The organism is Streptomyces kaniharaensis (assembly GCF_009569385.1).
GTDB lineage: Bacteria > Actinomycetota > Actinomycetes > Streptomycetales > Streptomycetaceae > Kitasatospora > Kitasatospora kaniharaensis.
On sequence record NZ_WBOF01000001.1, the window covers coordinates 2,179,300 to 2,199,899 of the forward strand.

Annotated in this window: 18 protein-coding genes; 8 read left to right on the top strand and 10 right to left on the bottom strand. The window is 70.3% G+C overall.

Annotated elements, in window-relative coordinates:
- Positions 1-23: 23 nt before the first annotated feature.
- From F7Q99_RS40990 to F7Q99_RS09875, 7 genes are all read right to left on the bottom strand, one after another.
- Positions 24-416, bottom strand: a complete 393-nt coding sequence (locus tag F7Q99_RS40990) for a cytidine deaminase (RefSeq protein ID WP_326846481.1) — start codon at positions 414-416, stop codon at positions 24-26.
- Positions 413-1,678, bottom strand: coding sequence for an ABC transporter permease (locus F7Q99_RS40995; protein ID WP_153460918.1), 1,266 nt, complete (start codon positions 1,676-1,678; stop codon positions 413-415). The genes F7Q99_RS40990 and F7Q99_RS40995 overlap by 4 nt, the downstream gene beginning before the upstream one ends.
- Positions 1,675-2,838 (bottom strand): ABC transporter permease, encoded by a 1,164-nt coding sequence (locus tag F7Q99_RS09855; protein WP_153460919.1) that lies wholly within the window; start codon positions 2,836-2,838, stop codon positions 1,675-1,677. The genes F7Q99_RS40995 and F7Q99_RS09855 overlap by 4 nt, the downstream gene beginning before the upstream one ends.
- Before the next feature lie 4 nt (positions 2,839-2,842).
- Positions 2,843-4,417: an ABC transporter ATP-binding protein gene (locus tag F7Q99_RS09860; RefSeq protein ID WP_407697762.1), complete on the bottom strand. Its 1,575-nt coding sequence runs from the start codon at positions 4,415-4,417 to the stop codon at positions 2,843-2,845.
- A gap of 294 nt (positions 4,418-4,711) precedes the next feature.
- On the bottom strand, positions 4,712-5,773 hold the full coding sequence (locus F7Q99_RS09865) for a BMP family lipoprotein (protein WP_153460920.1): 1,062 nt from the start codon (positions 5,771-5,773) through the stop codon (positions 4,712-4,714).
- Positions 5,774-6,036: 263 nt separating this feature from the next.
- On the bottom strand, positions 6,037-7,281 hold the full coding sequence (locus F7Q99_RS09870) for an amidohydrolase (protein WP_153460921.1): 1,245 nt from the start codon (positions 7,279-7,281) through the stop codon (positions 6,037-6,039).
- Between the two features lie 184 nt (positions 7,282-7,465).
- Complete coding sequence (locus F7Q99_RS09875) at positions 7,466-9,055, bottom strand: acyl-CoA mutase large subunit family protein (protein WP_153460922.1); 1,590 nt, start codon at positions 9,053-9,055, stop codon at positions 7,466-7,468.
- Between the two features lie 144 nt (positions 9,056-9,199).
- Here F7Q99_RS09875 and F7Q99_RS09880 point away from each other — a divergent pair, with 144 nt between their 5' ends.
- The 7 genes from F7Q99_RS09880 to F7Q99_RS09910 all read left to right on the top strand — a co-directional run bounded on the left by F7Q99_RS09880 (position 9,200) and on the right by F7Q99_RS09910 (position 16,193).
- Positions 9,200-9,940 carry an SDR family oxidoreductase gene (locus tag F7Q99_RS09880; RefSeq protein ID WP_153460923.1) on the top strand — a complete coding sequence of 247 codons (741 nt, stop codon included), beginning with the start codon at positions 9,200-9,202 and terminating at the stop codon, positions 9,938-9,940.
- A 66-nt stretch (positions 9,941-10,006) separates the two neighbouring features.
- Entirely contained in the window at positions 10,007-11,653 is a 1,647-nt protein-coding gene (locus tag F7Q99_RS09885; protein ID WP_153460924.1) for an alpha/beta hydrolase, read from the top strand.
- Positions 11,654-11,786: 133 nt separating this feature from the next.
- Positions 11,787-12,455, top strand: a complete 669-nt coding sequence (locus tag F7Q99_RS09890; protein WP_407697763.1) for a 2-oxo-4-hydroxy-4-carboxy-5-ureidoimidazoline decarboxylase — start codon at positions 11,787-11,789, stop codon at positions 12,453-12,455.
- Positions 12,456-12,749: 294 nt separating this feature from the next.
- Positions 12,750-13,130, top strand: coding sequence for a succinate dehydrogenase, cytochrome b556 subunit (gene sdhC, locus F7Q99_RS09895; RefSeq protein ID WP_326846482.1), 381 nt, complete (start codon positions 12,750-12,752; stop codon positions 13,128-13,130).
- Between the two features lie 8 nt (positions 13,131-13,138).
- The gene (gene sdhD / locus F7Q99_RS09900) at positions 13,139-13,630 is read left to right on the top strand and encodes a succinate dehydrogenase, hydrophobic membrane anchor protein (protein WP_153460925.1); all 492 of its coding nucleotides are present in this window, start codon (positions 13,139-13,141) and stop codon (positions 13,628-13,630) included.
- A gap of 50 nt (positions 13,631-13,680) precedes the next feature.
- Entirely contained in the window at positions 13,681-15,423 is a 1,743-nt protein-coding gene (gene sdhA / locus F7Q99_RS09905) for a succinate dehydrogenase flavoprotein subunit (protein WP_153460926.1), read from the top strand.
- The gene (locus tag F7Q99_RS09910; RefSeq protein WP_153460927.1) at positions 15,423-16,193 is read left to right on the top strand and encodes a succinate dehydrogenase iron-sulfur subunit; all 771 of its coding nucleotides are present in this window, start codon (positions 15,423-15,425) and stop codon (positions 16,191-16,193) included. Before sdhA ends, F7Q99_RS09910 begins: the two co-directional genes overlap by 1 nt.
- 61 nt (positions 16,194-16,254) lie before the next feature.
- Here the strand turns inward: F7Q99_RS09910 and F7Q99_RS09915 are convergent, their stop codons facing one another.
- Both F7Q99_RS09915 and F7Q99_RS09920 read right to left on the bottom strand, forming a co-directional pair.
- Positions 16,255-17,916 (bottom strand): hypothetical protein, encoded by a 1,662-nt coding sequence (locus F7Q99_RS09915; RefSeq protein WP_153460928.1) that lies wholly within the window; start codon positions 17,914-17,916, stop codon positions 16,255-16,257.
- An 84-nt stretch (positions 17,917-18,000) separates the two neighbouring features.
- Positions 18,001-18,258 carry an SCO4848 family membrane protein gene (locus tag F7Q99_RS09920; protein ID WP_153460929.1) on the bottom strand — a complete coding sequence of 86 codons (258 nt, stop codon included), beginning with the start codon at positions 18,256-18,258 and terminating at the stop codon, positions 18,001-18,003.
- 140 nt (positions 18,259-18,398) lie between these two features.
- Here F7Q99_RS09920 and F7Q99_RS09925 point away from each other — a divergent pair, with 140 nt between their 5' ends.
- Complete coding sequence (locus tag F7Q99_RS09925; protein WP_326846483.1) at positions 18,399-19,607, top strand: D-alanyl-D-alanine carboxypeptidase family protein; 1,209 nt, start codon at positions 18,399-18,401, stop codon at positions 19,605-19,607.
- A gap of 28 nt (positions 19,608-19,635) precedes the next feature.
- Here the strand turns inward: F7Q99_RS09925 and F7Q99_RS09930 are convergent, their stop codons facing one another.
- Entirely contained in the window at positions 19,636-20,583 is a 948-nt protein-coding gene (locus F7Q99_RS09930; protein ID WP_326846484.1) for a YihY/virulence factor BrkB family protein, read from the bottom strand.
- Positions 20,584-20,600: the final 17 nt, after the last annotated feature.

The following is a 20,600-nucleotide window of genomic DNA, read 5'->3' on the forward strand; positions in this document are numbered from 1 at the left end:
TACGCGCGTAACAATTGCAGATGCTAGAGCCGCTCCGGCCCGAACGCGTCGGGCAGGACCTCACTCATCGGGCGTACGCCCGAGGGCAGCTCGATCAGCAGCTCCGGACCGCCGTGCTCGTACAGCAGCTGGCGGCAGCGCCCGCACGGCATCAGCAGCTCGCCGGCGCCGTCCACGCAGGTGAAGGCGACCAGTCGGCCGCCCCCGCCGGCGTGCAGCGCGGACACCAGCCCGCACTCCGCGCACAGCCCGAGCCCGTACGAGGCGTTCTCGACGTTGCAGCCGGTGACCAGCCGCCCGTCGTCCACCAGGGCCGCCGCGCCGACCGGGAACTTGCTGTACGGGGCGTACGCGTGGCTCATCGCCTCGCGCGCCGCCGCGCGCAGCCGCTCCCAGTCGACCACGGGGGCCGTCACTTGCCCTGGCCCTTGCGGTAGATCTGGCCGTCCGCCTTCGGCATCCGCAGGCGCTGCGAGGCCAGCGAGAGCACCACCAGGGTGATCAGGTACGGCGTGGCCACGATCAGCGGGCGCTGCACCTGGTCGGTCAGGGCGTACCAGGCGCCCAGACCGCCGGAGACCACCAGCGAGATCACCGTGGCGGTGAACTTGCGGCGGTACAGCTGCCAGACCGCAAGCAGTGCCATCGCGATGGAGACGGTGAGGATCAGCACGTGCACCGACTCCGGGTCACGCAGCTGGAGGCTGTCGGTGAAGCCGAAGAGACCGGCGCCCATGGCGAGCCCGCCCGGCATCCAGTTACCGAAGATCATCGCCGCGAGGCCGATGAAGCCTCGGCCGAGGGTCTGGCCGTCCTTGTAGAAGTGCGCCGCGACCAGCGAGAGGTACGCACCGCCGAGGCCCGCGAAGGCGCCGGAGGCGATGACCGCGAGGTACTTGTACTTGTAGACGTTGACGCCCAGCGACTCGGCCGCGGTCGGGTTCTCACCGCAGGAGCGCAGCCGCAGGCCGAAGACCGTGCGCCACAGCACGAAGTAGCTGACCACGATCAGGGCGGCGGCGAGCAGCACGACCACCGAGATGTTGGTGACCATGCCGCCGAGCACGCCGGCCACGTCCGAGATGAAGAACCAGTGGTGCTTCTCGATGTCGGCCAGCCAGGACGACAGCCCCGGGATGGTCATGTACGGCAGCGGATCGGCCGGCGGGGACTGGTTCGCGCCGGCACCGGCGGAGATGTAGTCCTTGTAGTAGATCCGGTTGACGTACGCGCAGATGCCGGGGATCAGCAGGTTGATACCGACACCGGACACGATGTGGTCGACGCCGAAGGTGACGGTGATGATCGCGTGCAGCAGACCGCCCGCGGCACCGCCGACCATGCCGGCCACCAGACCGACCCACGGGTTGACCAGGTACCCGGCCCAGGCACCGCAGAAGGTGCCGGCGACCATCATGCCTTCGAGGCCGATGTTGACCACGCCGGCCCGCTCGGACCAGAGACCACCCAGACCGGCCATGCCGATCGGCACGGCGGCGCTGAGCGCGGCGGTGATCTGACCGGAGGAGGTCAGCGAGTGGTTGCCGGTGGCCATGCCCACGGCGGAGAACAGGGCGAGGGCGCCCGCGATCAGCAGGAGCACCACCGGCCAGGACAGCTTGTGCTTCTTGGCAGGCGCGCCGGGCGCCTTCGGACGAGCAGCGGTAGCCGTGCTCATGCGGACACCTCCTTCTTCTCAGTGGCCGCGAGCTGGGCGGCGAGCTGCGCGCCGACCTTCTGCTGCTGGCGCTTCAGGCCGTAGCGGCGCACCAGTTCGTACGCGACGACGACGCAGATGACGATGGTGCCCTGCATGACGGCGACGATCTCGAACGGGAAACCGCCGTTCTTCGGCAGCGGCAGCTGGGAGCCGGTGGAGTCCAGGAACGCGAACAGCAGCGCCGCGAAGGCCATGCCGATCGGGCTGTTCCGGCCGAGCAGGGCGACCGAGATGCCGAGGAAGCCGAGGCCGCTCTGGAAGCTCTGGCCGAAGTAGTACGAGTTCTGCAGCAGCTCGGGCAGACCGATCAGACCGGCCAGACCGCCGGAGACGGCCATCGAGATCATGACCATCTTCCGGACGTTCACACCCGACGCGGTGGCGGCGCTCTCCGAGCGGCCGGTGGCGCGCAGATCGAAGCCGAAGCGGGTGCGGGTCAGCACGAACTGGAAGGCCACGCCGACCAGGATGGCGATGAACAGGAAGCCCCAGAGGGTGCCACCGGCCGTGCTGATCGAGAAGAAGTGGCTGGACTGAGAGACCGGGTTGGTCTGGATCGAGTTGCTGGTGGCGCCCACCTTCGGGGCGAAGATGCCCGGGACCAGCAGCAGACCGACGATCGCGATCGAGATGGCGTTCAGCATGATGGTCGAGATGACCTCGCTGACGCCGCGGTAGACCTTCAGCGCACCGGCGATGGCGGCGTACAGGCCACCGGCCAGCATGGCGGTGATCAGCAGCAGCGGGATCTGGATGACGGCCGGCAGGTCGATCTGGCTGCCGATGTACGCCGTGAACAGCGCCGCGACCCGGTACTGGCCCTCGACGCCGATGTTGAACAGGTTCATCCGGAACCCGAACGCGGCGGCCGCGGCGGCCAGGTAGTAGGTGGTGGCCCGGTTGAGGATCGCCACCTGGCCGTCCGACTTGGTGGCGTACGTGATCATCACGTTCCACGCGTCGAACGGGTTCTTGCCGGAGCTCGCCAGCAGGATCGAGCAGATCGTCACCGAGAGCACGACCGCGAGCACCGGCGCCGCCAGTGCGAGCACGATCCGCTCACCGTTGATCCGCTGCGCCAGGCCGCGCTTGGCGGCGGGGGGGTTGGGACTGGTCATGTGGTTACTCCCCCGCCTGGGCGTCGTCGGCGGTGTCGGTGTGCGGTTGCTCGGCCTCGGTGCCCTCGGCGGCCACGGTCTGGGCCTCGGCGACGGCCTCCGGCTCGGACTCGATGTGGCCGCGGGCCGCACCGGTCATCGCGGTGCCCAGGTCCTCGGCGGTGACGGTGGCCGGGTCGGCGTCGGCGACCAGGCGGCCGCGGTAGATGACCCGGATGGTGTCGGAGAGGCCGATGAGCTCGTCCAGGTCCGCGGAGATCAGCAGCACGGCCAGGCCGTTGCGCTGGGCGACCCGGATGTGCTCCCAGATCTGCGCCTGCGCGCCGACGTCCACACCGCGGGTGGGGTGGGCGGCGATCAGGAGCTTGGGATCGTGGGCCATCTCGCGGCCGATGATCAGCTTCTGCTGGTTGCCGCCGGAGAGGGAGGCCGCGGTGACCTCGATGCCCGGGGTACGGACGTCGAACTCCCGGACGATCCGCCAGGTGTCCTCGCGGGCGGAGGTCGGGTCGAGCAGCGGGCCGTTGGAGTTCGGCTTCTCGGTGACGTGGCCGAGGATCCGGTTCTCCCAGAGCGGGGCCTCCAGCAGCAGGCCGTGCCGGTGGCGGTCCTCGGGGATGTAGCCGATGCCGGCCTCGCGGCGGGCCCGGGTGAGGCTGCCGGAGAGGTCCTTGCCATCGAGGGTGACGGTGCCGGCGTCCAGCGGGAGCATGCCCATGATGGCCTCGACCAGTTCGGCCTGGCCGTTGCCCTCGACGCCGGCGATGCCAAGGATCTCGCCCTTGCGGATGGTGAGCGAGATGTCGTCGAGCACGACGCGCTCGATGCCCTCGGCGTCGGTCTTGGCGATCCGCAGGCCCTGGACGTCGAGCATCTCGGTGCTGGTGACGGTCGACTCGCGGCTCTCCGGGGAGGGCAGCTCGGCGCCGACCATCATCTCGGCGAGCTGGCGGGCGGTGACGGTCTTCGGGTCGGCGTCGCCGACCGTGGTGCCGCGCCGGATCACGCTGATCGCGTCGGCGACCGCCAGCACCTCGTGCAGCTTGTGCGAGATGAAGATGACGGTGACGCCCTCGGACTTGAGGTCGCGCAGGTTGTCGAACAGTGCGTCGACCTCCTGCGGGACGAGCACGGCCGTCGGCTCGTCGAGGATCAGGATCTTGGCGCCGCGGTACAGCACCTTGAGGATCTCGACGCGCTGGCGGTCGGCGACACCGAGGTCCTCGACCAGGACGTCCGGGCGCACGCCCAGGCCGTACTGGTCGGAGATCTCCTTGATCTTCGCCTTCGCCTTGGCGCCGATGCCGTACAGGTGCTCGCCGCCGAGGACGACGTTCTCCCACACCGTGAGGTTGTCGGCGAGCATGAAGTGCTGGTGCACCATGCCGATGCCGCGGGCGATGGCGTCGCCCGGGGTGTGGAACTCGCACTGCTCGCCGTTGATGGCGATGGTGCCCTCGTCCGGCTTCTGCATGCCGTAGAGGATCTTCATCAGCGTCGACTTGCCGGCGCCGTTCTCGCCCATGAGGGCGTGCACGGTGCCGCTGCGGACGGTGAGGTTGATGTCGTGGTTGGCCACGACGCCGGGGAAGCGCTTGGTGATGCCGCGCAGTTCGACGGCCGATGTCGCTGTCCCCGCGGTGGGGTTACCGTCCTTGCGCAGGGGGACGGGATCGGATGCGGTGATGGCGATCTCCTGGTGGTCTGGAGGCGCGGCATTGCGCTGGGAGGGCCAAGGGGAAACGGGGGGACGGAAGGGGCCCGGGGGTACGCGGTTTCCTGCGCACCCTGCCGGGCCCCTCCCGTGATGCTGTGTCAATCATCGCGCTGCCGGGCAGGCGGCAGTCGCAGCAACGTCCGGGACGCGCGCGCCTTACTGGGCCGGCGCGGTCGGAACCGTGGTGGCGCCGGTCTTGATCGCGTTGGCGGCAGCGTCCAGCTGGGACTTGATGTCGTCGATCTTGCCACCGGTGGTGGCGAGCTGGACACCCTCGGCCTTCAGGTCGAACAGCTTGACGCCGGTGAGCGGCTGGTTCTTCTTGACCGAGTCGATGTAGGAGAAGACGGCGTTGTCGACGTTCTTCACCATCGAGGTCAGGATGCTGTTCTTGTACTTCGACAGAGCCGGCTGCGAGGCCTGGTCGGAGTCGACACCGATGGCCAGGGCGCCCTGCTTGTTGGCGACGGCCTCGATGGCGCCGTTGCCGGAGGAACCGGCGGCGGAGTAGATGACGTCCGCGCCCTTGTCGAGCTGACCCTGGGCGGCCTCCTTGCCCTTGTCGGGCGAGGCGAAGCCGGAGAAGTCCGGAGGCGTGGTGAGGTAGGTGGTCTCGACCGTGATGTTCGGGTCGATGGACTTCACGCCGGCCTTGTAACCGGCCTCGAACTTCTTGATCAGCTCGGTCTGCACACCACCGATGAAGCCGACGTGCTTGTTGTGCGACTTCAGGGCGGCGGCGACGCCGGCGAGGTAGGAACCCTCCTGCTCGGCGAAGACCAGCGAGGTGACGTTGGCCGGCTGGGCGTCGTCGTGAGAGTCGATGATCGCGAACTTGACGTCCGGGTTGTCCTTGGCGACCTTGTCGACCGCCTGCTGGTACACGAAGCCGACCGCGATGACGGTCTTGTAGCCGCCGTCGATCAGGTTCTTGAGGCGGGTCTCCTTGTCGGCCTCGGCCTCGCCGGCCTTGGCCTCGGCCTCGGTGACCGACACACCGAGGTCGGACTTGGCCTTGTCGAGACCGCGGGCGGCGGAGTCGTTGAACGACTGGTCGCCACGGCCGCCGATGTCGTAGGCCATACCGACCTTGAGCGAGCCCTCGGAGGAGGAACCGGAGGAAGTGTTGTCAGTGCTCTTTGCGCCGCAAGCGGCGAGCGAGGCCATGCCCAGGGAACCCGAGAGCACAACCGCGGCGAGCTTCATTGAACGGCGCAAGGGAGTATCTCCTTCTCACACGCACCCGTTTAGCGTGGTCGGACGCCACCGTAACGCGCGTAGAACACGGTTGTGTTACGGGCTGCGGGAGCATTCGGGTTGTTATCAAACCGTGGTCTGACGTCGTCCCGACGCTCTTTCCTCCCGTGCGCGGACGGAGATCCGGAACTGGCGACCCCCAGTTTACGGAACCGCGCATAAAGCTCGGATATCGACAAACCGGCCACGCGTCGGCTGCACGTCCCGGGCCCGGGTCAGCTCCCCTACGCCTCCAGGGCCAGCGCCGCGAACAGCTCCACACCGATCCCGATCGCCCGCTCGTCCACGTCGAAACCGCCCTGGTGCAGGTCACGGACCGCGGTGTCGCCGGGGGCGCGGACGCCGAGCCGGGCCAGCGCGCCCGGGGCGTGCTCCAGGTACCAGGAGAAGTCCTCGCCGCCCAGGCTCTGCTCGGTGCCCTCCACCACCTGCTTGCCGGCGCGGCCGAACCGGGCGGTCATCGCCGCGTCCAGCAAGTCGACCGATACCGCCTCGTTCACCACTGGCGGCACACCGCGGTGGTAGTCGAGCGACCACTTGGCTCGGTAGGTCTCGGCGAGCTTGGCGATCAGCTCGTGCAGCAGGTCCGGCGCCTCGCGCCAGCCGTCCAGCTCCAGGCAGCGGACGGTGCCCTCCAGCTCGGCGTGCTGCGGGATGACGTTGGGAGCCGAGCCGGAGGCGATCCGGCCCCAGACCAGGCTGACGCCCCAGCGCGGATCCATCCGGCGGGCCAGCGCGCCCGGCAGGTCGGCGGCCATCCGGGCGATCGCGGTGACCAGGTCGGTGGTCAGGTGCGGGCGGGCGGTGTGCCCGCCGGGGCCGTCCAGGTGGAGCACCAGGCGGTCGCAGGCGGAGGTGATCGCCCCGGTGCGCAGCGCGATCCGGCCCACCTCGACCTTCGGGTCGCAGTGCACCGCGAAGATCCGGCCGACGCCGTCCATGCCGCCGGCCTTGATGACGTCCAGGGCGCCGCCGGGCATGACCTCCTCGGCCGGCTGGAAGACCAGCCGCACGGGGCGGCGCAGCTCTCCGGTGCGGGCGGCGTCGGCGAGCACCAGGCCGGTGCCGAGCACGACCGAGGTGTGCACGTCGTGGCCGCAGGCGTGGGCCCGGCCGGGGACGCTCGAGCGGTACGGCACGTCGGTCTTGGCGTCGTCGATCGGCAGCGCGTCGATGTCGGCGCGGAAGGCCAGGAACTCGGCGCCGGGAGCCGTCCCGTCCGGGACGATGTCGACGATCAGGCCGGTGCCGCCGGGCAGCACCCGCGGCTCCAGCCCGGCCGCCACCAGCCGGTCGCGGAGCAGGCCGGTGGTGCGGAACTCCTGGCGGCCCAGCTCCGGGTGCCGGTGCAGATCACGGCGGAAGGCGATCAGCTCGGACTCCAGCCCGCCCACCCGGCCGCGCAGTTCGGCGGCGGGGCGGGCAGCGGCGAGAGTGGTGCCCGGCTGAGCGGGCTCAGGACGGTTCATCTCCCCAAGAGTAGGCCTGTTGGGGGGATTTGGCCCGACTTCCGGAAAAGTAGTCCCCGATTGGGCGCATACCGGCCGGACAGGTGGGTATGACATCTCGTTTCAGCCGCCTTCCCCGGGTTGCTTGCCCTGTGCAACGATCACCCGGTCCAGCGGTCACGGCCGTCGACTCCTTGACGCGCCCTCAGAACCGTTCCACCGGCTCGTACGTTCCCCACACCTCGCGCAGCGCATCGCACACCTCGCCGACGGTGGCGCGGGCGGCCAGCGCCTCCTTCATCGGATACAGCACGTTCGCCTCGCCCTCGGCGGCCCGGCGCAGCCCGTTCAGCGCCCGGTCCACCGCCGAGGCGTCGCGCTCCGCGCGCAGCCGGGACAGCCGCTCGGCCTGCTGCCGCTCGATCGCCGGGTCCACCCGCAGGGGCTGGTACGGCTCCTCGGTGTCCAGCTGGAAGCGGTTGACGCCGACCACCGTGCGCTCGCCGGCGTCGGTCTCCTGCTGGATGCGGTAGGCGGTGCGCTCGATCGCCGTTTTCTGGTAGCCGCGTTCGATCGCGGCCACCGCGCCGCCCTGCTCCTCCACCCGGGCCATCAGGGCGAGCGCGGCGGCCTCCACCTCGTCGGTCAGCGCCTCGACCACGTACGAGCCGGCGAACGGGTCGACGGTGGCGGTCACGTCGGTCTCGTACGCGAGCACCTGCTGGGTGCGCAGGGCGAGCCGGGCGGCTTTCTCGGTAGGCAGCGCGATCGCCTCGTCGAAACTGTTGGTGTGGAGCGACTGGGTGCCGCCGAGCACCGCGGCGAGCGCCTGCACCGAGACCCGCACCAGGTTGACCTCGGGCTGCTGGGCGGTCAGCTGCACCCCGGCGGTCTGGGTGTGGAAGCGCAGCATCTGCGAGCGCGGGTCCTTCGCGCCGAACTCCTCGCGCATCAGCCGGGCCCAGATGCGGCGCGCGGCACGGAACTTGGCGACTTCTTCGAGCAGCGTGGTGCGGGCCACGAAGAAGAAGGAGAGCCGGGGGGCGAACTCGTCCACGGCCATCCCGGCGGCGAGCGCGGTGCGCACGTAGGCGATGCCGTTGGCCAGCGTGAAGGCGATCTCCTGCGCCGGATCCGCTCCGGCCTCGGCCATGTGGTAGCCGGAGATGGAGATGGTGTTCCAGCGAGGGATCTCCGCCCGGCAGTACCGGAACACGTCCGCGACCAGCCGCAACGAGGGCGCCGGCGGGAAGATGTAGGTGCCGCGGGCGATGTACTCCTTCAGCACGTCATTCTGGATCGTGCCGGTGAGCTCGGCCGGCGCCACCCCCTGGGCTTCGCCGACCAGTTGGTAGAGGAGCAGCAGCAGGCCGGCCGGTGCGTTGATGGTCATCGAGGTGGACACCGCGCCCAGCGGGATGCCGTCGAACAGCACCGCCATGTCCTCGACGCTGTCGACGGCCACCCCGACCTTGCCGACCTCCCCGGCCGCGAGCGGCGCGTCCGAGTCGTAGCCCATCTGGGTGGGCAGGTCGAAGGCCACCGAGAGGCCGGTGCCGCCGCCGGCGATCAGCTGCCGGTAGCGGGCGTTGGACTCGGCGGCGGTGCCGAAGCCCGCGTACTGGCGCATCGTCCACGGCCGGCCGGTGTACATCGACGGGTAGACGCCCCGGGTGTACGGGTACTCCCCCGGCCGGCCCAGCCGGGCGGCCGGATCCCAGCCGGCCAGCGCCTCGGGGCCGTACAGCGGCTCGATCGGGAAGCCTGACTCGGCGCGGCGCGGCTCGGCTGCCATGGGTTTCTCCACGGGGGTCGGCGGGCTGGTGCTCCTGCTCGCACAGTAGTGGCGCCCGGGCGGAACACGGCGGAGCCGACGCGGTTGAGATGATCGGACGAACGACCGAAGTGGATACCGATCGACAAGCCCCTGGGAGTGGCAATGAGCGAGCAGAAGGTGGCCGTGGTCACCGGTGCCAGCAGCGGGATCGGCGCGGCGACCGCCCGCCGGCTGGCCGCCGAGGGCTTCGACGTGGTGCTGACCGCCCGGCGGACCGAGCGGATCGAGGTGCTGGCCAAGGAGATCGGCGGCCGGGCGTACACCCTGGACGTCACCGACCGGGCGGCCGTGGACGCCTTCGCCGCCGAGGTTGGCCGGGTGGACGTCCTCGTCAACAACGCCGGCGGGGCGATCGGCGCCGACTCCGTGGAGCACGGCGACCCGGCCGACTGGCTGGCCATGTACGAGGTGAACGTGCTCGGCGTGCTGCACATGACGCAGGCACTGCTGCCCGCCCTGCGCGCCACCGGCGACGGCACCGTGCTGGTGCTCTCCTCGACCGCCGCGCTGGCCGCCTACGAGGGCGGCGGCGGGTACGTCGCGGCCAAGCACGCCGCGCACACCATCGCGGCGACGCTGCGGCTGGAGCTGTGCGGGGAGCCGATCCGGGTGATCGAGATCGCCCCCGGCATGGTGAAGTCCGAGGGGTTCGCACTCACCCGCTTCCGCGGCGACGAGGAGAAGGCGGCGGCCGTGTACACGGGCGTGGCCGAGCCGCTGACCTCGGAGGACATCGCCGACACCGTCGCCTGGACGGTCACCCGGCCGTCCCACGTGAACATCGACCTGCTGGTGGTCCGCCCGCGCGCCCAGGCCGCCAACCACAAGGTCCATCGCGCCTGATCAGAGCGTCGGCGGGCGGCCGCCCCCCTGATCGGACGTGTCACCCGGCAGTGATACATACGTGCGATGAACATCAACCGGGCCGCCCGCCCACGGGTCCTGCTGACCGCCCTGGCGGCAGGCACCCTCCTGCTCACCTCCGCCTGCAACGACAACGCCGCACCGGCCCAGGACAAGGCCACCGGTACCTCCTCGGCGTCCGCCGCCCCGGCCACCACCCCGGCCGCCACCCCGAAGCCGACCGGTGAGGCCGACCCGGCGCTCAAGCCGTTCTACGGCCAGCAGATCGCCTGGGCCGGCTGCCCGGCCGACCCGAAGGCCGAGCAGGCCAAGATCGACATATCCGGCATGCAGTGCGGCAAGCTGCACGTTCCGCTGGACTACGCCAACCCCGCCACCGACGCGCTCGACATAGCGCTGATCAAGCTTCCGGCCGCCAAGCCGGACCAGAAGATCGGCTCGCTGATGGTCAACCCGGGCGGCCCGGGCGAGTCCGGCATCGAGATGGTCGAGTTCGGCGCGAAGGAGTTCGCCGGCCCCCTGCACGACCGCTTCGACGTCATCGGTTTCGACCCCCGCGGCACCGGCGCCAGCTCGCCGATCGTCTGCTACGACGACAAGCAGCGGGACGCCCTCGACCAGATCGACGAACCGCTCGACCCCGCCGCCCGCAAGACGGAGCACGTCAAGAACGCCACCGACCACGCCGCCGCCTGCCAGGCCAAGGCCGGCAAGCTGCTGCCCTTCGTCGGCACCCGCAACACCGCCCGGGACATGGACGTGCTGCGCGCCGCCACCGGCGACAAGAAGCTCAACTACCTCGGCATCTCCTACGGCACCTACCTCGGCGCGCTCTACGCCGAGGAGTTCCCGAAGAAGGCCGGGCGGCTCATCCTGGACGGCGCGGTCGACCCGGCCGCCGACAGCCTCGACGAGGGCACCAACCAGCGGATCGGCTTCGAGAAGTCCTTCGACCGCTTCGCCGCCGACTGCGTGAGCAACCACGCCGAGGAGTGCCCGCTCGGCAGCGACCCGGACAAGGCCGCCAAGAAGGCCGCCGACTTCCTGGACGGCCTGCGCGACCACCCGCTGACCGTCAAGGACGGCCGCAAGCTCGGCAGCGACCTTGCCTGGACCGGCACCATCCGGATGCTCTACGGCGACGAGAAGACCGACTGGGGGTACCTGCGCAACGCGCTCGGCTGGGCGATGAAGCGCGACAAGGGCGACATGCTCCTGGCCTTCGCCGACGACTACAACGGCCGTGACAAGGACGGCCACTACAACGCCTCGCAGGAGGCCATGGGTGCGATCCGCTGCGCCGACATGTCGCGTCCGGCCCCGACGCCGGAGAAGGCCCAGCAGGTGGTGGCCAAGCTGCAGGCCGAGGCCCCGTTGATGTCCAAGGGCGTGTCGGTGGACGACTACACCGAGCCCGGCTGCGCCTACTGGCCGTTCAAGACCCCGGAGAAGCCGCACACCATCCGGGCCGAGGGCGCCGACCCGATCCTGGTGGTCGGCTCCACCGGCGACCCGGCCACCCCGTACGCCGCCGCCGAGTCGCTCGCCAAGGGCTTCGCCAACGCCACCCTGCTCACCCGGGTGGGCGAGGGCCACGGCGCGTTCGGCAAGGGCAACACCTGCATCGACAAGGCCTACGAGGAGTACCTGACCGAGGGCAAGCTGCCGGCCCCGGGCACCCGCTGCAGCTGAGCCGGCGCCACGGCCGGAGCGCTGCACGAGGTGTTATCAGCAGATGAAGCCGGGGAGGGCGCTGACACGAAGGTGTCAACGTCACAACTTGATAGCTCGTTCGGATGAAATCCGCGTGCGCCCTCCCCAACTGATGACGGCTCAACTACCGTTGAGCCGCTGCCCGGCCGGCGCTGGACGCTGCCCCACAGCCCCATACTTCACCTGCTCCACCACCACTTCACCGGCACCTTCCCGCCCTCCCGAGGAGGACCCGCTGGCCAGCGACATCCCGCCACAGCGGCTCGTACCCAGCTCCGAGCCGACCCTCCTCGGGCTGCACCGCTTCAACGAGGCCGACGCCGGCGCCGCCGAGGAGGCCTTACTGGCCTGCTGCGGCAGCCACCGATGGGCCCTGCGGCTCACCGCCCACCGGCCGTACCCCGACATAGAGTCCCTGCTGGCCGCCGCCAGCGAGGCCTCCTACGACCTCCGCCCGGCCGACCTCGCCGAGGCGCTGGCGGACGAGAGCTGGATGCCGCAGCCGCTGCTCGGCATGCGGGCCCCGGGCAGCCAGGCGGCGCACACCGCGCTGCGGGCGGCCCATGCCGCGTACGAGGCCAGGTTCGGCCACGTCTTCGTGGTCTGCCTGGAGGGCGTGGCGCCCGAGGAGATGCTCGACACCGTGCTCTCCTCGATCCGCACCCGGCTGGCCAACGACCCGGACGAGGAGCGGCTGATCGCGGCCGACGAGCTGCGGCGGATCGCACTCACGCGCCTGGAGCACCTGGTCGCCACCCATTCGGAGGCCGGGGCGCACTGAACCCCTCATCCGTACGGGTGGCCCGGCCCCGGGTGGCACGGACGCCCCGGCCGGGTGTCGGATCCGGACGAAGGACACCACCACAGCGCAGCAGAAACGTCACTCCGCGTGAGCACTGCGGGTTTGGTTCCCGTCCGGCTAGGCCAGTCGTGCCTGATTGATCACACCTGAGGCCCCCGGAGGCGGTTCCCGAGAAGGCGTCGATAGGATGCTCGCGGCCGGTGGACCGTACCCGGCCGGGCTGACCGACACCGAAGCCGGCCGAGCCCCCAATCGCTTCCGGAGGGTTTTTCCGTGCCGGCTGGAACGCTGTACCGCGGCCGGGAAGGCATGTGGAGCTGGGTGGCTCATCGAGTCACCGGCGTCCTCATCTTCTTCTTCCTGTTCGCCCACGTCCTGGACACCGCACTGGTGCGAGTGTCGCCGGAGTCCTACGACACCGTCATCCAGACGTACAAGACTCCCCTCGTGAACCTGATGGAGTACGGCCTGGTGGCCGCCATCCTGTTCCACGCCCTCAACGGCCTGCGGGTCGTCGCCGTGGACTTCTGGTCCAAGGGCCCGAAGTACCAGAAGCAGATGCTCTGGAGCGTGGTCGGAGTCTGGGTCGTCCTGATGGCCGGCTCCTTCTACGGGATCCTGCAGCACACGCTCATCGAGTGGTTCGGGAAGTGAGCTGACTGATGTCCACGGAAATCTCCGACGCCCTGGTGGTCCCCTCCGCCCAGGCGCACACCGGCAAGGGCCTCGGCACCGGCAACCCGGCCGACGAGTTCGTCATCGAGCCGCCGCGCAAGCGGACCGCGAAGACCCCGCGCCGCACCCGCACCAACTTCGAGATGCTGGCCTGGCTCTTCATGCGCCTGTCCGGTGTCGTCCTGGTCGTGCTGATCCTCGGCCACCTGATCATCATGCTGATGCTCGACGGCGGCGTCTCCAAGATCGGCTTCGCCTTCGTGGCCGGCCGCTGGGCCTCGCCGTTCTGGCAGGTGTGGGACCTCCTGATGCTCTGGCTCGCCATGCTGCACGGCGCCAACGGCATGCGGCAGGTCATCAACGACTACGCCGAGAAGGACTCGACCCGGCTCTGGCTCAAGGGGCTCATGGGCACCGCCACGGTCTTCACCGTGCTGCTCGGGACCCTGGTGATCTTCACCTTCGACCCCAACATCTGAGCCGCGAGCACCATCGACCATCGGCAGAGGCCAGAGGCGAGTTACCCCCCATGCAGATTCACCAGTACGACACCGTCATCGTCGGCGCCGGCGGCGCCGGCATGCGTGCGGCCATCGAGTCGACGCAGCGCAGCCGCACCGCCGTCCTGACCAAGCTCTACCCCACCCGGTCCCACACCGGCGCGGCCCAGGGCGGCATGTGCGCCGCCCTCGCCAACGTCGAGGAGGACAACTGGGAGTGGCACACCTTCGACACGGTCAAGGGCGGTGACTACCTGGTCGACCAGGACGCCGCCGAGATCATGTGCAAGGAGGCCATCGACGCCGTCCTCGACCTGGAGAAGATGGGTCTGCCCTTCTCCCGCACCGAGCAGGGCCGGATCGACCAGCGTCGCTTCGGCGGCCACTCCCGCAACCACGGCGAGGCCCCGGTCCGCCGGTCCTGCTACGCGGCCGACCGCACCGGCCACATGATCCTCCAGACGCTGTTCCAGAACTGCGTCAAGCACGGCGTCGAGTTCTTCAACGAGTTCTACGTCCTCGACCTGCTGATCAACGAGGGCAAGACGGCCGGCGTCGTCGCCTACGAGCTGGCCACCGGCGAGATCCACGTCTTCAAGGCCAAGGCCGTCGTGTTCGCCTCCGGCGGCACCGGCAAGTTCTTCAAGGTCTCCTCCAACGCCCACACCCTCACCGGTGACGGCCAGGCCCTGGTCTACCGCCGCGGCCTGCCGCTGGAGGACATGGAGTTCTTCCAGTTCCACCCGACCGGCATCTGGCGCATGGGCATCCTGCTCACCGAGGGCGCCCGCGGCGAGGGCGGCATCCTGCGCAACAAGGACGGCGAGCGCTTCATGGAGCGCTACGCCCCCGTCATGAAGGACCTCGCGTCCCGTGACGTCTGCTCCCGCGCGATCTACACCGAGATCCGCGAAGGCCGCGGCTGCGGTCCGGACGGCGACCACGTCTACCTGGACCTCACCCACCTGCCGCCGGAGCAGCTGGACGCCAAGCTCCCGGACATCACCGAGTTCGCCCGCACCTACCTCGGCATCGAGCCCTACACGGACCCGATCCCGATCCAGCCCACCGCGCACTACGCCATGGGCGGCATCCCGACCAACGTCGAGGGTGAGGTGCTGCGCAACAACACCGACATCGTCCCGGGCCTGTACGCGGCCGGCGAGGTCGCGTGCGTGTCCGTGCACGGCGCCAACCGCCTGGGCACCAACTCGCTGCTGGACATCAACGTGTTCGGCCGTCGCGCGGGCATCGCCGCCGCCGACTACGCCAACGCGAACGACTTCGTCGAGCTCCCCGAGAACCCGGAGGAGAAGGTGCAGGCGCTGGTCGACGGCCTGCGCGAGTCCACCGGCACCGAGTCCGTGGCGCAGATCCGCAAGGAGCTGCAGGAGACCATGGACACCAACGCCATGGTGTACCGCACCGGCGCCACCCTGAAGCAGGCGGTCGAGGACATCGCCGCGCTGAAGGAGCGCTACAAGAACGTCTCCATCCAGGACAAGGGCTTCCGGTACAACACGGACCTGCTGGAGGCCGTCGAGCTGGGCAACCTGCTCGACCTGGCCGAGGTGCTGGCCGTCTCCGCGCTCGCCCGCGAGGAGTCGCGCGGCGGTCACTACCGCGAGGACTTCCCGACCCGTGACGACGTGAAGTTCATGCAGCACACCATGGCGTACCAGGAGGTTGCCGACGACGGCACCACCTCCATCCGCCTCGACTACAAGCCGGTCGTCACGACCCGCTACCAGCCGATGGAGCGTAAGTACTGATGAGCACTCCGACCGTGGAGCACTCGGCCGCTCTGGACGCGGCCGAGAGCGGTGCCACCCAGCTGATCACCGTCACCTTCCGGATCCGCCGGTTCAACCCGGAGGAGCACCCGGACCCGGTGTGGGTGGACTACGAGCTGACGTTGGACCCGAAGGAGCGCGTCCTCGACGCGCTCAACAAGATCAAGTGGGAGCAGGACGGCACCCTCACCTACCGCCGTTCCTGCGCCCACGGCATCTGCGGCTCCGACGCCATGCGGATCAACGGCCGCAACCGGCTGGCGTGCAAGACCCTGATCAAGGACGTCAACCCGGAGAAGCCGATCACGATCGAGGCCATAAAGGGCCTCACGGTCCTCAAGGACCTGGTCGTGGACATGGACCCGTTCTTCCAGGCGTACAAGGACGTCATGCCGTTCCTCATCACCAAGGGGAACGAGCCGACCCGCGAGCGCCTGCAGTCCGCCGAGGACCGCGAGCGCTTCGACGACACCACCAAGTGCATCCTGTGCGCCGCGTGCACGTCGTCCTGCCCGGTCTTCTGGAACGACGGCCAGTACTTCGGCCCGGCCGCGATCGTCAACGCGCACCGCTTCATCTTCGACTCGCGCGACGAGGGCGGCGAGCAGCGCCTGGAGATCCTCAACGACCGTGAGGGCGTGTGGCGTTGCCGCACCACCTTCAACTGCTCCGAGGCCTGCCCGCGTGGCATCGAGGTCACCAAGGCGATCCAGGAAGTGAAGCGGGCGCTGGTCACCCGCCGCTTCTGATCCCCGCCTGACGCACCGAGGCCCCGTCCGATCGACCGATCGGGCGGGGCCTCGGTTCATGTCACCGGAGGGCGCCGAGGTCGTTCCGGTCGCTCCAGCCGCTGTACGTCACGAGGTGCCGGTCGGCCGTGACGGCCCACAGGTCCGGTTTGCCGTCGCCGTCCGCGTCACCCGAGCTCCCGAGGGTCGGGTAGGCGTCCACGGTGAAGCCGCTCGCGACGACGTTCGCCTTCGGGTCGGCGAGGGCGGTGAAGTCGTAGGTGCCGTCGGCCTTCTTCGGGACCGGGTACGCGTGAAGGTCACCGGTGGCCCGCTCACGCGCCCAGAGGGCGAGGTTGCCGGCCGCGTCCGGGCCGGGGGCGACCAGGTCGTAGCCGTTCCAGTCGCCGGCGGTGGTGAGCTTGCGGACCTTCTGCCAGCCGTAGGAGAAGTTCCCGCCCGAGTGCAGCCAGAGGTTGCCGCCCTCCAGGGTGATCAGCGACGGGTTCGAACCACCGCTCACCGGGCCGAACGCGACGAGCTGGTCCACCTTCGACCAGTCGCTCGCGTAGTCCGCCGGGCAGGTGGCCGGGGCGCCGGTCGAGTCCTGGCACGAGGTCGAGCGACGGGCGGTCGTCATGGAGCCCTGCAGGCCCCCGTAGTCGAAGTTCCGGTACAGGTTCAGCGCGCCGCCGCCGGGCTCGTGGATGAACAGGTCGTCAGACGACGGCGCGTGGTCACCCTGCTGCCAGCCGCGGTGGGCGATCTGCAGTGGTGTCCAACTTCGCTCCTGGTTCGGCGCGTAGCGGGCGGGGACGGTCCAGTTCGGCGTGGTGCCGGGCGCGTTGACGCTGATGTACTGCAGGTTGCCCTGGGCGTCCGGCAGCAGGATGTCGGCCGTCCCGTCGCCGTCCACGTCGCCGAGCGTGCTCGGCGGGTTGGGGTCGGAGGGAGCGTAGAAGGTGTACGAGGTCGACCAACTGGCGTTGCCCGCAGTGTCGATGGCCTGGACGTTGAGGATGTTGGTGCCCCAGTTCAGCGCCTTCAGCTGTACGGTCGCCGTGCCGTCGGGGCCGGCGGGGACGGTGTTCCACCCGGTGCAGCTGCCGTCGGACACGCCCAGCATCTGGAAGCTGTAGACGTAGCAGGCGACCTTGGAGGCCTCGCCTCCGGCGGGAGCCGCGTCGGCACCGGTGAAGGTGAAGGAGCCGACCTGGCCGGCGTACTTGGTCGCCTTGCCGCTCGCCGGGAACTCGGGCGAGCTCACCGTGACGCTCGGCCGGGTGGTGTCCAGCCGGAAGTGGCAGTCGGGTGCGGGGGCGGAGACGTGGTGGCCCTGAAGCGCTCGGACCTGCCAGGTGTAGCTGTGGCCGTCCACCAGGCCGGGGACGGTGATCCTCGCCCGCCCGGCGAAGTCCGCCGTGGTGACGCCGCTGAACACGGCGGTGTCCGAGCCGGTCGTGCGGTCCCAGACAGCGAAACGGGCCGACAGCGCGCCGCTCGTGTCCGAGGCGACCGTCGCGTTGAGCACCGGGCCGTCGCCGGTCTGGCCGATCCAGCCGGGCGTGGCGTCCTCGTCGCAGGCGTCGGTACGGACCCCGACGGACACCCGCGGCTGCGGGGACGCCGTCGTGCCGGTGACCCGCAGGCCGCCGTCGGCCGAGGCAGGCGGTGCGGCGAGAAGGCCTGCCGCCACGGCGATCGCGGCGGCACCGCCGAGCCGGCGGACGTACGCGTGTCTCATGAAGGAAACCCCACCCCTGGAATCGATATGTGACCGAACGGCGAGGATCCTGCCAGCGGGGACCGACAGCGGGCAATGGGGATTTCAGTCGGTCACCGGGGTGCGGCGGGTGGCTCGGAGGCCGCGGAGGCCGATGGTACCGACGGCGATGCCGAGGAGGAAGGAGGTGACGGCGAGGAGGAGGTGGATCCAGAAGAAGGCGGTCGGCTGGGAGTGGTCGCCGTTGGTGAAGGCCTGGCCGCCGGAGTCCTTCCACAGATTCTTTACGAACGTGGTCCAGATGATGATCGACCAGACGCCGAAGGCGGTCAGGAACCAGGACGTACGGCGGCTGAGCTTCATTGGGGTCCTCGGCGGCGGTGTGGAGGCGGTGTGCTCCCCCAGTATGCGGTGGCCGCCGATCGGCGTAGGGCGGGCCCCTCCTGCGGAGGAGCGGCCCGGTGTGGCGGACGGCGGGGGCGCGGAATGGGTACGGTCTGCTGGTGACTGCACGCCGTCGAAAGCTCGCGCACCTGTTCGTCGCCGCCGCCGGGGTCCTCCCGGCGCTGCTCGCCGCCCCGGCGGCGGTCGCGGCCCCGTACGCGCCGGCCCCGCCGCCGGCGATCGGCGGCGACCGGCTCGGCCAGCCCGGGGTCCAGATCTCGCCGCTGGCCGGTGCACCGGCGCTGCCCGCGAATCTGACTGGCCAGTCCTGGATAGTCTCCGACGCGACGTCAGGGGAGGTGCTGGCGGCCAGCAACCCGCATCTGCGGCTGGCCCCGGCCAGCACGCTGAAGATCCTCTTCGCGGACACCGTGCTGCCCAAGTTCGACCGCAACGCGGTGCACAAGGTCACGGACGAGGAGATCGCCGGGATCGGCGCCGGCAGCAGCCTGGTGGGGATCAAGGAGAACCTGGAGTACCGGGTCGAGGACCTGTGGCGGGGGGTGTTCCTCAGCTCGGGCAACGACGCCGTGCACGTCCTGGCGCACATGAACGGCGGCGTCCCGCAGACCGTCGCCGAGATGCAGGCGCGCGCGGACGCCCTGCAGGCCCGGGACACCAAGGTGATCTCCCCGGACGGCTACGACATGGACGGCCAGGTGTCCTCGGCCTACGACCTGTCCCTGTTCGCCCGTGCCGGGCTGCGCAACCCGGACTTCCGGATGTACTGCGCCACCCGGGACGCGGCGTTCCCGGGCGCGGTGGACCGGAACACCGGCCAGCGGGGCAGTTTCGGGATCGCCAACACGGACCGGCTGCTGGGCAAGTACCCGGGCCTGATCGGCGTGAAGAACGGTTTCACCACCAAGGCCGGCTCGACCTTCGTGGGCGCCGCCGAGCGCGACGGCCGCACACTGCTGGTGACGGTGATGCACCCGGCCTCGTACCAGAAGGTGTACGACGAGACGGCCGCGCTGCTGGACTGGGGCTTCGCGGCGGCCGGCAAGGTCCAGCCGGTGGGTCGCCTGGTGGACGAGCTGCCGGCGGGCGGCGGCGAGCCGACCGGCCAGGCGGGCGGCACCTCCGGGGTGCCCGCGCCGCCGCCGCACCCTTCGCCGTCCGCCCCCGCGGCCACGGCCACGCCGTCCGGCGGGGACGGCGGGCTCGGTGTCGGTGGCTGGCTCGCGGTGGCGGCCGTGGCTGCCGCGGCGGCGGGCGCCCTGGTGCTGCTGCTGCGGCGTCGGACGGCCCGTCCGACCGACGGCTGACGATCGACCAACTCGCTTCTGCCCGACCTCAGTTGTGCGGCCGGGCCGCCTCGCCGTCAGCCTCGGCCTCCGCCTCGGCCTTGTCCGCCGCCGCCAGCAGCGCCCGCGCGCGCTCGCGGGTGCGCTCCCGGGCGGCGGCCGGGTCGGCCAGGGCCGTCCAGGCGACGCAGTACATCAGCAGTCGGCAGACGAAGTTGATCCACAGCAGCAGCGCCACCGGCACCCCGAACGCGCCGTACAGGCTCCTCCCGGCGACCGAGCCGAGGTAGGAGGCGAGCAGGATCTTCAGCAGCTCGAAGCCGACCGCGCCGATCAGCGCGCCCTGGAGCACGTCGCGCCGGCGCTGGCCGCCGATTCCGGGGAACGGTGCCAGCAGGTAGGCGAAGAGCAGGGTGTCGCAGGCGACCGCTATGAGCAGGCCGACCCCGGTGAGCAGGTAGCCGCTGGTGAGGCCGATCGCGTCGGCGATCCGGCCGGCCAGGGTCGTCCCGGTGGCGGAGGCGCCCAGCGAGACCAGCGACACCAGGCCGAGGCCGGCGAGCACCACGCAGTCCCGGGCCTTGCGCAGGACCACGTTGCCCTCGCCGTCCGGCAGCTGCCAGACGTCCCTGATCGAGGTGCGCATGGTGTCCACCCAGCCGAGGCCGGAGACCAGCAGCAGGGCCCCGCCGACCAGCCCGACCGCGCCCGCGTTGGCCACCAGGGAGGGCAGGTCGAGCGCGTCGGAGATGCCCGGAAGCTGGTCGGCGATGCGCTTCTGCAGGTCGGCGACCCGGCTGTCGCTGAAGGTGGCGACGGCGATCGCCAGGGCCACGGTGAGCAGCGGGAAGAGCGCGAGGAAGCCGAAGAAGGTGACCGCGCCGGCCAGCCGGTTGCCGCGGGCGGCGGAGAAGTGCTCGTACACCCGGTACGGGCGGCTGCGCAGCACCCGGGAGACGAGCGGGCCGACGACCGGAAGGCGGGTCAGGAAGTCCACCCGACCGGTTATACCGG

What these genes read in the sequence shown, in the direction of transcription:
- F7Q99_RS09920 (WP_153460929.1), bottom strand. Translation starts at nt 18,258, where the DNA reads ATGAAGCTCAGCCGCCGTACGTCCTGGTTCCTGACCGCCTTCGGCGTC.
- F7Q99_RS09870 (WP_153460921.1), bottom strand. Translation starts at nt 7,281, where the DNA reads ATGAACCGTCCTGAGCCCGCTCAGCCGGGCACCACTCTCGCCGCTGCC.
- F7Q99_RS09890 (WP_407697763.1), top strand. Translation starts at nt 11,787, where the DNA reads ATGACGGCTCAACTACCGTTGAGCCGCTGCCCGGCCGGCGCTGGACGC.
- sdhA (WP_153460926.1), top strand. Translation starts at nt 13,681, where the DNA reads ATGCAGATTCACCAGTACGACACCGTCATCGTCGGCGCCGGCGGCGCC.
- F7Q99_RS09880 (WP_153460923.1), top strand. Translation starts at nt 9,200, where the DNA reads ATGAGCGAGCAGAAGGTGGCCGTGGTCACCGGTGCCAGCAGCGGGATC.
- F7Q99_RS09855 (WP_153460919.1), bottom strand. Translation starts at nt 2,838, where the DNA reads ATGACCAGTCCCAACCCCCCCGCCGCCAAGCGCGGCCTGGCGCAGCGG.
- sdhD (WP_153460925.1), top strand. Translation starts at nt 13,139, where the DNA reads ATGTCCACGGAAATCTCCGACGCCCTGGTGGTCCCCTCCGCCCAGGCG.
- F7Q99_RS09885 (WP_153460924.1), top strand. Translation starts at nt 10,007, where the DNA reads ATGAACATCAACCGGGCCGCCCGCCCACGGGTCCTGCTGACCGCCCTG.
- F7Q99_RS09910 (WP_153460927.1), top strand. Translation starts at nt 15,423, where the DNA reads ATGAGCACTCCGACCGTGGAGCACTCGGCCGCTCTGGACGCGGCCGAG.
- F7Q99_RS09915 (WP_153460928.1), bottom strand. Translation starts at nt 17,916, where the DNA reads ATGAGACACGCGTACGTCCGCCGGCTCGGCGGTGCCGCCGCGATCGCC.
- F7Q99_RS40995 (WP_153460918.1), bottom strand. Translation starts at nt 1,678, where the DNA reads ATGAGCACGGCTACCGCTGCTCGTCCGAAGGCGCCCGGCGCGCCTGCC.
- F7Q99_RS09875 (WP_153460922.1), bottom strand. Translation starts at nt 9,055, where the DNA reads ATGGCAGCCGAGCCGCGCCGCGCCGAGTCAGGCTTCCCGATCGAGCCG.